Annotated in this window: 9 protein-coding genes; 4 read left to right on the forward strand and 5 right to left on the reverse strand. The window is 64.0% G+C overall.

Annotated elements, in window-relative coordinates:
* Positions 1–18 precede the first annotated feature (18 nt).
* The 4 genes from ACW7G1_RS06255 to ACW7G1_RS06270 all read left to right on the forward strand — a co-directional run bounded on the left by ACW7G1_RS06255 (position 19) and on the right by ACW7G1_RS06270 (position 7,616).
* A complete protein-coding gene (locus ACW7G1_RS06255; RefSeq protein WP_456979855.1) occupies positions 19–2,037 on the forward strand; it encodes an alpha/beta hydrolase family protein in 2,019 nt (672 codons plus the stop codon).
* A gap of 148 nt (positions 2,038–2,185) precedes the next feature.
* The gene (locus ACW7G1_RS06260; protein WP_456978915.1) at positions 2,186–4,135 is read left to right on the forward strand and encodes an OPT family oligopeptide transporter; all 1,950 of its coding nucleotides are present in this window, start codon (positions 2,186–2,188) and stop codon (positions 4,133–4,135) included.
* 64 nt (positions 4,136–4,199) lie between these two features.
* Complete coding sequence (locus ACW7G1_RS06265; protein ID WP_456978916.1) at positions 4,200–6,290, forward strand: prolyl oligopeptidase family serine peptidase; 2,091 nt, start codon at positions 4,200–4,202, stop codon at positions 6,288–6,290.
* Positions 6,291–6,368: 78 nt separating this feature from the next.
* Positions 6,369–7,616, forward strand: coding sequence for a DUF819 family protein (locus tag ACW7G1_RS06270; protein ID WP_456979856.1), 1,248 nt, complete (start codon positions 6,369–6,371; stop codon positions 7,614–7,616).
* A 32-nt stretch (positions 7,617–7,648) separates the two neighbouring features.
* On the opposite strand, the gene corA is transcribed toward ACW7G1_RS06270, so the two are convergent.
* From corA to ACW7G1_RS06295, 5 genes are all read right to left on the reverse strand, one after another.
* The gene (gene corA, locus ACW7G1_RS06275; RefSeq protein WP_456978917.1) at positions 7,649–8,662 is read right to left on the reverse strand and encodes a magnesium/cobalt transporter CorA; all 1,014 of its coding nucleotides are present in this window, start codon (positions 8,660–8,662) and stop codon (positions 7,649–7,651) included.
* A gap of 42 nt (positions 8,663–8,704) precedes the next feature.
* Positions 8,705–9,919 (reverse strand): lipoprotein N-acyltransferase Lnb domain-containing protein, encoded by a 1,215-nt coding sequence (locus ACW7G1_RS06280; RefSeq protein WP_456978918.1) that lies wholly within the window; start codon positions 9,917–9,919, stop codon positions 8,705–8,707.
* The gene (locus tag ACW7G1_RS06285; RefSeq protein ID WP_456978919.1) at positions 9,912–10,799 is read right to left on the reverse strand and encodes an HlyC/CorC family transporter; all 888 of its coding nucleotides are present in this window, start codon (positions 10,797–10,799) and stop codon (positions 9,912–9,914) included. The genes ACW7G1_RS06280 and ACW7G1_RS06285 overlap by 8 nt, the downstream gene beginning before the upstream one ends.
* A 75-nt stretch (positions 10,800–10,874) precedes the next feature.
* On the reverse strand, positions 10,875–11,348 hold the full coding sequence (gene ybeY / locus ACW7G1_RS06290) for an rRNA maturation RNase YbeY (RefSeq protein ID WP_456978920.1): 474 nt from the start codon (positions 11,346–11,348) through the stop codon (positions 10,875–10,877).
* A gap of 19 nt (positions 11,349–11,367) precedes the next feature.
* Positions 11,368–12,354 carry a PhoH family protein gene (locus ACW7G1_RS06295; RefSeq protein ID WP_456978921.1) on the reverse strand — a complete coding sequence of 329 codons (987 nt, stop codon included), beginning with the start codon at positions 12,352–12,354 and terminating at the stop codon, positions 11,368–11,370.
* Positions 12,355–12,435 lie beyond the last annotated feature (81 nt).

Genomic DNA, 12,435 nt, shown 5'->3' on the forward strand with positions numbered 1-12,435 from the left:
AGATCTATATTGAAAGTCATGGTCAGTACTGCGCTGTTGGCGGCCGCGCTGTTCTCGACGGCCGCCTTGGCGGCCGATGGGGGCACTACCGCTACGGGAAGCACTACCACCACAACCGTTGATGTCGGGCGCTTTGTCAGGACCGACAGTTTCAACGCGATCAAGATCTCGCCGCGCGGGGATTACTATGCCGCTACCGTGCCCCTGGATGATGGCGAGCGCACGGCACTGGTGATTACGCGACGCAGCGACCACTCGATCGGCGCGACGTTCGTGTTGGGGGCAAACACGCACGTTGCCAGCTTCGCCTGGGTCAACCCCGAGCGGGTACTGATCAGCATGGCCGAGAAGTTGGGTGCGCTCGACCAGCCCCAGGCTACCGGTGAGTTGTATGCCATCAATGCCGATGGCAGCCAGGTCGAATTCCTGGTGGGTCAGCGCGTCCAGGGTGCGGGGCCGGGCACCCGGATCCAGTCGAAAAAAGCCGAACGCGTCGCTGCGTTCCTGGTCGATGACTTGCCCAATGATGATCGGAAAGTGATCATTTCGGTCAGTCCATTCAACAGTGACCCGTACACCCGCGCCGAGCTGCTGGACGTCTACAGCGGTCGCCGCGTGCAGGTCGCCAGTGCGCCGGTGCGCAACGCGCGGTTCGTTGCCGACAACCAGGGCGTTGTCCGGTTTGCCGTCGGGATGAACACCGACAACCGCGAACGCCTGTATTACCGCGCCGGTAATGGTGCGGATTGGCAGCTGCTCAACGATGAAAATAAAACCGGGTTGAGCCAGTGGCCGATCGGTTTTGATGCCAACGACCAGATCGCCTATCTGGAAGCCGAGCAAACCAGCGGTCCCAACGCGATCATCGCGTTCGACATCGCCGGACAGACCCGGAAGCTGGTCCAACGCGACGACAACGTCGACCCGGCCCAGGTCATCTATCGCAATGGCAGTGCGGTCCCGGTGGGCGTGTTGCTGGACGACGGCAAGCCGCGTACCGCATTTTTCGACGAGGACTCGGACGAGGCAAGGTTGTATCGCAGCCTGGAGGCTGCCTTCGGTAACCAGCCGGTGTTGATCAACTCCCAGACCGCGGACGGCAAGATCGCCTTGGTGGAGACCTGGAGTGACCGCAATCCCGGCGACTTTTACCTGTTCGACAAGCAGGCCAAGAGCGCGGAGTTGCTGTTGAGCCGGGCTGACTGGTTCGATCCCAGCCAGATGGCAGTGACCCGGACGATTGAATTGAACGCCCGCGATGGCCTGCCGTTGCACGGTTACCTGACGCTGCCCAACGGGTCGGACGGCAAATCGGAACCGATGGTGGTATTGCCGCATGGCGGTCCTTTTGGCATCCGCGACACCTGGGGCTTTGACAGCGAGGTGCAATTGCTGGCCGACGCCGGCTATGCGGTGCTGCGGCTGAACTTCCGCGGCTCGGGCGGCTACGGCAAGAGTTTTACCGCAGCTGGCGCGCAACAGTGGGGCAAGGCAATGCAGGACGACCTCACCGATGCGACCCGCTGGGCAATCGACCAGGGCATCGCGGACCCGCGGCGGATCTGCATCTATGGGGCCAGTTACGGTGCTTATGCCGCGTTGATGGGAGTCGCCCGGGAGCCATCGTTGTACCAATGCGCTGCGGGCTACGTCGGCGTTTACGACCTGCCGACGATGCACACCCACGGCGATATCCAGCAGCGCGGCTCAGGCGAGACCTACCTGCGTGAGTGGATCGGTGATCGCGGCCAGCTTGCCGCCGTCTCTCCCAACAATCTGGCCGACCGGATCAAGGTGCCGGTTTTCCTGGCCGCCGGCGGCGAAGACGAGCGTGCCCCTATCGCGCACAGCAAGATGATGGAACGCGTGCTGCGCAGGGCCGGGGTGCCGGTGGAAACCCTCTACTACGACACCGAGGGTCATGGGTTTTATCTCCAGTCGCACCGCCGGGAGTACTACGTCCGGCTATTGGCCTTCCTGTCGCGGAGCCTGGGTGGCGGCACCGGTAAGGGGGCCGGAGCCGGGGAGGCCGAATAGCCGGGATCCGCTGGAGTCTGGTGCCGACCGTCGGCTGACGATCGGCACGCGTGCTGGCTGCGGGTTCTCGGCTATTCTCGGCAGCTTGTGTTTTTGCAGGCCGGCGTTTTCCTGCACCGGTCGGGTCGACGTAGCAAAGGAGCATTCGATGAGTACCACGGCATCACCACCGCAACTGACCTTCCGCGCCGTCGTACTGGCGATTATCCTGGCGGTGGTGCTGGCTGCGGCCAATGCCTACCTGGGACTGTTTGCCGGCCTGACCATTGCTACCGCGATTCCGGCCGCTGTGGTCTCGATGGGTGTGCTGCGTCTGCTCGGCGGCGGCAGCATCCTGGAAAACAACATCGTCCAGACCGGTGCCTCGGCCGGCTCGTCGATCGCGGCCGGCGTGATCTTCACCATTCCGGCGTTGATCATCCTGGGCTACTGGGACGACTTCCGTTATTCCTGGGTATTGGCGATTGCCGGCCTGGGTGGATTGCTGGGCGTGTTGTTCTCGGTGCCGCTGCGACGGTCGATGATCGTTGAGGATCCGTTGCCGTTCCCCGAGGGCAAGGCGGCTGCGGAAGTCCTCAAGGCCGGTGACAGCCCGGGTCCCGGGTTGAAGATCCTGGCCTTGTCCGGGGTGGTGGGGGCGGTGGTCAAGCTGGCCGCGAGCAGCGGCCTGCGGGTCATTCCGGACGCCTGGGTGCAGGCGGGGCTGCTGGGCAACGGCAAGGTCCTGGCCTACCTGGGTACCGGCTTGTCGCCGGCATTGCTGGGTGTGGGCTACATCGTGGGCCTGAACGTCGGCATCGTGGTGGTGTCGGGTGCGGTGTTGTCGTGGCATATCGCGATTCCGCTGTATTACGCCTTCTTCGCCAGCACCGATCCGGTGCTGGCCGCCGAGCTGGCCGGCCAGGGCGCGGCCGACGCGGCGTTCACGATCTGGAACGCAAAAATCCGCTATCTCGGCGTCGGCGCGATGCTGATTGGCGGGATATGGACCCTGTTCTCGCTGCGCAAGTCGCTGGTATCGGGGATCAAGAGTGGTATCGCGGCCGCACGCAAGGGCAGCGGCGAGGTGGTGGCAGAGACCGAGCGCGACCTGCCGATGAAGTGGATGCTGGTGGCGTTGGTGGTGTTCGTGATCCCGTTGGGCGCGCTCTACCAGGCGATCGTCGGGCAATGGCTGGTCAGCATCCCGATGACCATCATCATGATCGTCGCCGGTTTCCTGTTCGTCTCGGTGTCGGCGTACCTGGCTGGACTGGTGGGCTCGTCCAACAACCCGGTCTCGGGCATCACCATCGCCACCATACTTTTCGCCTCACTGGTGCTGGTGTTCATGCTTGGGCGCGACTCGCCGATCGGCGCGGTCGCCGCGATCATGATCGGTGCAGTGGTGTGCTGCGCTGCGGCAGTAGGCGGCGATAACCTGCAGGACCTCAAGGCCGGCTACCTGGTCGGCGCGACGCCGTGGAAGCAGCAGCTGATGCTGGCCATTGGCGCGTTTTCCTGCGCGTTGATCATGGCGCCGGTGCTGAACCTGCTCTCGGCCGCCTACGGCATCGGCACGCCGACCGACGCGCATCCCAACCCGCTGCCGGCGCCACAGGCAATGCTGATGGCATCGGTGGCCAAGGGCATGTTCGGCGGCAAGCTACCGTGGTTCATGATTGGCTTGGGCGCGGCGATCGGCGCGTTGGTCATCGGGCTTGACGAGTGGCTGAAGAAACGCGGCTCGAAGTTCCGGGTGCCGGTGCTGGCTGCGGCGATCGGCATCTACCTGCCACTGGAACTGATGGTCCCGATCTTCCTGGGTGGCCTGTTGGCGCACTTCGTGGAGCGCAGGCACAAGTTGGCCGCCGACGATGAGGACGGCAAGGACCGCATCCACCGGCCCGGCGTGTTGTTCTCGGCCGGGCTGATTACCGGTGAGGCATTGATGGGCATTGCCATTGCGATCCCCATCGTGGTGTCGGGACGCGCCGACGTGCTGGCCTTGCCGGATGCGCTGAACTTCGGCCAATGGGTGGGTCTGGCGGTGCTGGCCCTGGTGGGTTGGCTGCTTTATCGCGCCGGGGCCAAAGCCGATCCTTCGGCCACCAATTGATGCGGTTGCGGCGGTTGCGCCGCCGGGCCTACCATCGGGATCTGAAAAAAAAGGGGAACTGTCCATGCGTTTGAGCCATGCCGTGCTGCCATTGCTGATCGCTGTTGCGCTGCCCACGATCGGTCAACCTGTCCATGCGGAGACTCGTGGCCTGCAGCCGATCGACCTGGCGACGCTGGACCGTTTTTCCTCGCCGGCGGTATCTCCCGATGGTCGGCTGGTGGTATTTGCCAAGGCCGTGACCGACTACGACGCCAACAAGGCGTCGTCCTCGCTGTGGATCGAGAACCTGGTCACCCGCGACTCGGCGCCGCCGGTGCGGTTGACCCCGGAAGGTTGGAGTGTCAATTCCCCCGCGTTCTCACCCGATGGCAAGCGCGTGTATTTTCTGAGCAGCCAGTCGGGCAGCTCGCAGCTGTATGCGGTCCCGACCGAGGGAGGCAAAGCCCGGCAATTGACCGACTTCGCCCTGGATGTCGGCGGCTACCAGTTGTCACCCGATGGGCAGCAAGTGGCGTTCAACGTCGAGGCCTTCGTTGATTGCGGCAGCGACCTTGCCTGCAGCAAGCAGCGCCTGGACGAACGCGAATCCAGCCCTGAAACCGGGGTGGTCTACGACCACATGTTCGTCCGTCACTGGGATGCCTGGAGCGATGGCCGTCTGAATCGCGTGTTCGTGGCGACACTGACGGACGACAAGGCATTGACGACCACTGCTACGGCGGTTGCCACCGAGGTCATTGGCGACGTCCCGGCGCGACCGTTTGGTGACAGCAGCGACTACATCTGGTCGCCGGACGGCCAATGGCTGGTGATGAGCGCCCGCAAAAGCGACCGCAGCGAGCCATGGTCGACCAATTTCGATCTGTACCAGGTCAGCGCCGATGGTCGCGGTGCTTCGAAGAACCTGACGGCTGACAACCTTGCCACCGACACCGGTGCGGTATTCAGCGCCGACGGTCGCAGCTTGTTTTACCGGGCCATGACGCGTCCGGGTTTTGAAGCCGACCGTTACCGGCTGATGGAGCTGAACCTGGTCACCAACGCACGCCGGGAGATCGCACCGCAGTGGGATCGTTCCGCCGACAGCATCGCGGTGTCCGCGGACGGAAAGACTCTTTACGTGACCGCGCAGGACACCGGCGAGCATCCATTGTTTGCCGTCCACGTCGACAGTGGCGGTGTCACGCCGATCGCCGGCGACGGCAGCATCGGTTCGGTGCAACTGGCCGGCGGCACGTTGGCATTTACCCGGGCCAGCCTGGACAGTGGCGCCCAGGTTTTCGTCGGCGGCATCAACGGCGCGGCAGAACGCGCGATCACCCCCAGCGCCGGCCAGATGCTGCCTGAGGTGACCTTCGGCGAGTTCGAGCAGTTCACCTTCACTGGCTGGAACAACGACACCGTTCACGGCTATGTGCTCAAGCCCTGGAACTACCAGGAAGGCCAGCAGTACCCGGTCGCCTTTTTGATCCACGGTGGCCCGCAAGGCAGCTTCGGCAATGGCTGGAGCACCCGCTGGAACCCGCAGACCTACGCCGGCCAAGGCTATGCGGTGGTGATGATCGACTTCCACGGCTCGGTCGGCTATGGCCAGGCGTTTACCGATGCCATCAGCCAGCACTGGGGCGATCGCCCGCTGGAGGACCTGCAGAAGGGCTGGAAAGCCGCGCAGGAGAAGTATGCGTTCCTCGACGGCGACAACGCCTGCGCACTGGGCGCCAGTTATGGCGGCTACATGGTCAACTGGATCGCCGGTAACTGGCACACGCCGTCGTCCGGCGCGTGGAAGTGCCTTGTCAATCACGACGGTGTATTCGATACCCGCATGATGGGTTTCGTTACCGAGGAGCTGTGGTTCACCGAGTGGGAAAACGGCGGCAGCCCGTGGGACAAGGACGCCGATTACGAGACCTTCAACCCCAGTCGCCATGTCGCCGACTGGCGCGTGCCGATGCTTGTCGTCCACGGCCAGCAGGACTTCCGGATTCCCGTCAGCCAGGGCCTGGGAGCGTTCACTGCGCTGCAGCGACAGGGGATCGAGTCGAAGTTCCTGTACTTCCCCGATGAGAATCACTGGGTGTTGAAGCCGCACAATTCGGTGCAGTGGCACGACACCGTCAACGGCTGGCTCGAGCAGCACCTGGGCCAATAGTCCGTCCATCGACCTGAGCCGGCCCGCGCCAATGCAGCGGGCCGGTCCTCGCCTTGCTTCCATACCGGAGTCTGCATGATTGCTGCACCCCCCACCGCCGTCATCACCGGTGATGCGGCGATCCTCGGATTGCTCGCGATTACCCTTGGCGCCGTGTTCTGGACCGCGTCGCGGCCCACCGGGTTCTGGCAGAAGTTCTACGGCGTCATACCGGCGCTGCTGATCTGCTACCTGGTGCCGGCGATCTACAACAGCGTCGGTCTGATCGATGGACCCGCGTCGGGGCTGTACCCGATGGCGCGTGACTACCTGCTGCCCAGTGCGCTGGTGCTGTTCTGCGTGGCGATGGATATCGGCGCGGTCATGCGGTTGGGGCCGAAGGCGCTGATCATGTTCTTCACCGGTACCGTGGGGGTCATGCTGGGCGCGTTCGTGGCGTTCTGGGCAATGGGCTGGATCTATCCCCAAGCCGTGGCCGGCGAAACCTGGCGTGGCCTGACCACCATCGCCGGCAGCTGGATCGGCGGTGGCGCCAACCAGGCCGCGATGAAGGAAGTATTCGAGGTCGATGCGACGCTGTTTGGCCAGTTCGTTGCGATCGACGTGATCGTGGCGTATTTCTGGATGGCGATCCTGCTGTTCCTCGCGCCGCGCGCCGAGAAATTCGACCGTTGGACGGGTGCAGACACCTCCGCGATCGAGGAGCTCAAGGTGCACATCGCGAGCTACCAGAGCGAGCACGCGCGCATCCCCAGCATGGCCGATTTCATGCTGATCCTGGCGGTTGCGCTGGGGGTGACCGGGCTGTCGCATTTCCTCGCCGACCCGTTGATCACCTGGGTGCAGTCGCTGCCGGCGGAGTGGCGGCTGCAGGACTACAGCCTGGATTCGAAGTTCTTCTGGATCGTGGTGTTGGCCACCACGTTCGGGGTGTTGCTCAGTTTCACCCGCGCGCGCCGGCTGGAAGGCGCAGGCGCGTCCAACATCGGCTCGGTGATGTTGTACGTGCTGATTGCCACCATCGGCATGCAAATGGACCTGAAGTCATTGGCGGAACGGCCGATGCTGCTGTTGCTGGGCGTGATCTGGATCAGCGTCCACGCGTTGCTGCTGCTGGTGGTGGCGAAGTTGATCCGGGCACCGCTGTTCTTCCTGGCGGTCGGCTCGCAAGCCAATATCGGTGGCGCCGCGTCCGCGCCGGTGGTCGCCAGCGCCTTCCATCCGTCGCTGGCACCGGTCGGGGTATTGCTGGCGGTACTGGGCTATGCGCTGGGCACGTACTGCGCGTATATCACCGGGCTCGGGTTGCAGCTGATGGCCGGTTGATTCGTCACAACCAGTCCGTCACAACAAGTCCGTTACAACCAGCCTGAGCGCTTGAACCGCCAGTACAGCACTCCCATCGTCACGGCTACCACGCCGATCAGCACGGCATAGCCCCAGCGGGCATTGAACTCGGGCATCGAGACGAAGTTCATCCCGTACCAGCCGGTGATCAAGGTTGGCGCGGCCAGCAGCGCGGCCCACGCACCCAGGCGCTTGACCATTTCGCCCTGGCGCACGGTCACCAACGAGAGGTTGACATTGACCGCGGCGGTGAGCATCTCGCGCAGCGTGTCGGTGTGGTCATTGATCCGGACCGCATGGTCCAGGACATCACGGAAGTACAGCTGCATTTCCTCATCGATAAGCTCACCGCGCGGACGCGCCAGATGTCCCAGGATGTCCTGCAGTGGTGCTACCGCCAGCCGCAACCGGGTCAGTTCGCGTTTCAGGTCGTACAGTTTCCTGACCGTGTGCTTGTGGAACTCGTCGGCGAAGATGTCTTTTTCCAATGCGTTCAGGGCATTGCCGAACTCGTCGACGATCGGCACCAGGCGGTCGACCACCATGTCGAGTACGGCATACAGCGCAGCCGCCGGACCGTGTTTGAGCATTTCCGGTTCACGCTCCATCCGTGCCCGCGCGGCGGCATAGCTGATGGATGCACCGTGGCGCACGCTGACCAGGTAGCGCGCGCCGACAAACAGGTGGGTCTCGCCGAAGCGGATATGCCCGTCGACGGTTTGCGCCGTGTGCAACGCTATGAACAAGGAGCGGTCGTAGGCTTCCAGCTTCGGTCGCTGGTGGGCGTTGGTCGCATCTTCAACGGCCAGGCTGTGCAGGTCGAACTCTTCGCGCAGTTTGTCGAGGATCGCATCATCAGGCTCGTACAAGCCGACCCAGACAAAGCTGCCGTCGTCGACCGCCAATACGTCACTGATGGCATCCAGGCTGATGTCGCGGCGTGTACCGTGGCGGTCGTAGGCGGCGCAGTTGACGACGCTCGCCGGCAGGCTGGGATCACGCGGCTGGCTGGTTGAAGTCTTCATCAGTGCCATCCTGACCCGTTGACAGGGATGCCGGCAAGCACCTCAACGACGCTTCAGCGCCCCCAGCAGGCCCAGGTGGATGGGCAGCAGCAGCAGGATCCAGTGCAGGTTGCGCTGCGGCAGCAACTGCATCCAATGGCTGAACAATGCCAGCACCGCCAGCGCCACCATCGCCGTCAACACGTAGCCGAACCAGCGTCCGCCCTTGCGGCCGCGGGCGATTCGCCAACCGCCGGGGAGCAACAGCCACGCCAGCGGACTGGCCAGCAACAGGTTCTGGTTGGCCCAGCCAAATTGGTGCGCGGTGCCGAACCAGATAAACAGCAACAGGGCGCCCACCAGTCCCGACACCGTCCAGAACGGCAGTGCGATCCCGGCCACCAGGCGGGGTCGATGGCGGCCGAGCCAGGCCAGGCCGGCACCGGTCGCGATTCCGGCCAATAGCCACGGCCACCAGGGTCGCGGCAAGTCGCGCGGCGCCGGCGCAAGCCGGTGTGGCAGCAGTTCGACCTCCTCGATGACCAGGGGTTCGTCATGACCATTGTGGGCATCGCGCAAGGCGTCGGCGAGTCGCATCGGAATGAATGCCTCGGCCCAGAACGCCTGTGGCCGGTCGGCCGCAGGTCCCAGGCCAACGTCGAAGCCCAGCCACATCCAGAAATCCGGTGATGCCAGACGCGTCGCCTCGCTGCGGAACGTGCTGCCACGCGAGCCGCCCATCTGGCGACGCAGGTCACCGCCCAGCGCCCGGTCCAGTATGTCGCGCACCCGGGTGGAGCAGTTGTCCAGGAAATAATCGTAGCTGTAGGCCGCATTCTCCGGACGTGCGTTCTGCTCCAGTGCGTCGGCAACCGCTTGTGCGGCCGCCGGGTCGAGGTCCAGCCATTGCAGGCTGACCCCACGCCCGACCTGGCGGTAGTAGGCCAGGTCCTGTTGCAACGGCAGGGCCACCAGGCGGTAGCGCATGTCACCGCGTACGAAGCGGGCGATGAAGTCGTCCTCGGTAGGGTCGAAGAAACCGAAGTTGTACGAGATTTCCGTACCGGTGTCCGGGTCGGTGACCAGCAGGGCGTTATGGCCGAAACGCTCGAAGAAAATCTCGCCCGGCTGCATGGTGATCACGCCAATGCGGGGCGTGGCGGCGGCGGCGAATGCGCACGACCACAACAGCGCCAACAGGCATAGGCGGATCAAGATGCCATGGCTCGTTCCGCAACGGTCAACCCCGAGCCGTTCAACCCCCCGCCGGTCAAACATCCCCGAGCACGCCTACATGGAAGGCATGTACCCGCCGTGCGTCCGCACTGGACACCCGGAATACGAACCGTCCGAGAATCAGCTCTTCACCGGCCTCCGGCAAATGGCCGATCGCCGCGATCACCAGTCCGCCGATGGTGTCGTACTCGTCATCGTCGAAATCGGCATTGAAATGCTCGTTGAAGTCCTCGATCGGGGCCAGCGCATCGACCACGTACTGGCCATCGGCCTGGGCGGCAATCAACGCGTCCGGATCCTCGGCCTCGTCGTGCTCATCATCGATCTCGCCGACGATCTGCTCCAGCACGTCCTCGATGGTCAACAGGCCGGCGACGCCGCCGTGCTCATCGATCACGATCGCCATGTGGTTGCGCGACTGGCGGAACTCGCGCAGCAGGATGTTCAGCCGCTTGGACTCGGGTATCAGCACCGCCGGTCGTATCAGCTGGTGGATGGTGGCCGGGCCGTTATCGGTGACCACTCCCAGCAGCAGGTCCTTGGCGAGCAGGATGCCGATGATCTCGTCCTTGTCCTCGCCGTGCACCGGGAAGCGCGAATGACCGGACTCGACCACCTGCTTCATCAGGTCCATGAAAGACCCGTTCGCCGGCAGCATGATCATCTGCGAGCGCGGGACCATCACATCGCCCACGCTCAAATCCGAGATCGCTATCGCGCCTTCCATCATGGTCAGCGTGTCGGACTCGATCAGCCCGTCGGTCTGGCAATCGCGCAACAGCTCCACCAGGTCCTCGCGGGAGGTCGGCTCGCCCGACAGCGCCGAGCTGATCCGGTCAAACCAGGAGCGGCGTTTGTCGTTCCGCTCCGGCGCATCGTGCGCGGATGGGTGGGTGGGGGTACTACTATCGTCCTCGGACATTGATCAGTTTCATGAATACGCCCGGGGGATGGGCGTCGGGGTGAGTTTAGCGCATCAAATGGGGGTGGCTGGGCATCAATCGATGATCAGGTACGGGTCGGAGATGCCAAGGGTGGCGAGGATCTCGCGCTCCAGTTGCTCCATGCATTCCGCTTCGCGCTCGTCCTCGTGGTCCCAGCCCAGCAGGTGCAGGGCACCGTGGACAGTCAAATGGGCATAGTGCTCGTTGAGCCGCTTGCCCTGTTCGCGTGCCTCCCTGGCGACCACCGGAACGCAGATCAGCAAGTCGCCCAGCAGTGGCAGGGTGACTCCTTCGGGCAAATCCGCCGGGAAGCTCAGCACGTTGGTGGCGTAGTCCTTGCCGCGATAGTGGCGGTTGAACGCACGGCCTTCCTTGTCGTCGACCAGGCGGATCGCCAGGTCGGCCTGGCGGATCCGGCCGTCCAGTGCGGCGGCGACCCAGCGCCGGAAGCTGACCGCGGCCGGGATGCCGGCGCGCGGCAGGCCGTAGCTGACTGACACGTCGAGTACGGTGGGACCGAGGGTCATGGGTTGGGCCTCATGTGGTTCAGCTGGACGGACCGGTCTGGGCGTCCTTCGCATCGCGCGCCTCGTAAGCGTTGACGATACGGGCTACCAGCGGGTGACGCACGACGTCGCCGGATTCGAAAAAGGTGAAGGACAGGCCATTGACCTCGCGCAGCACGTCCAGCGCATCCTGCAAACCGGATTTCTGGTGCTTGGGCAGATCGTTCTGGGTCAGGTCGCCGGTGACCACGGCGGTGCTGCCGTAGCCGATCCGGGTCAGGAACATCTTCATCTGCTCGATCGTGGTGTTCTGGGCCTCATCGAGGATCACGTAGGCGTCGTTGAGGGTGCGTCCGCGCATGTAGGCCAGTGGTGCGATCTCGATGACGCTGCGCTCCAGCAGCTTGAGCACTTTTTCCACCCCGAGCATCTCGTACAACGCGTCGTACAACGGGCGCAGGTAGGGGTCGACCTTCTGCGACAGGTCGCCGGGCAGGAACCCGAGCTTCTCGCCGGCCTCCACCGCCGGGCGAACCAGCACCAATCGCTGCACCCGCGATTCGTTGAGCGCCTCCACCGCGCTGGCAACGGCCAGGAAGGTCTTGCCGGTACCGGCCGGGCCGATGCCGAAATTGATGTCGTTGGTGGCTATGGCGTGCAGGTATCGGGCCTGGTTGGCGCCGCGACCACGGATGGTTCCGCTTTTGACGCGGATCACGACTTCCTGCGGCTGGATGTCCTGCTCCACCGCATGGGCGACGTCCAGCCCGATCAGGGCAAGATGGATCGCATGCTCGTCCAGGACCGGGCCGTCGGCTTCTTCCCATAGTTCGCGCAGGACCTTTTCGGCCTTGCGCATCATCATCTTGGTGCCCGCCAACCGGAACACGTTGCCGCGGTTGGAGATTTCAACTCCGGTACGCAGCTCGATGATCCGCATATGGGCATCGAATGGGCCAGTCAGGTTGGCCAGGCGCTGGGCATCGGGCGGGTCCAGCGTGAACTCGTGAATCGTGCTTGGTGCCATCGTCAAACTGTCTTCCATTGGCATGTCAGCTTGCACCCGGCGCCAGGTTTTCGCAAAGTGGCGGAACTCACTCATAAGGGG

This window comes from Lysobacter sp. A378 (genome assembly GCF_054052125.1).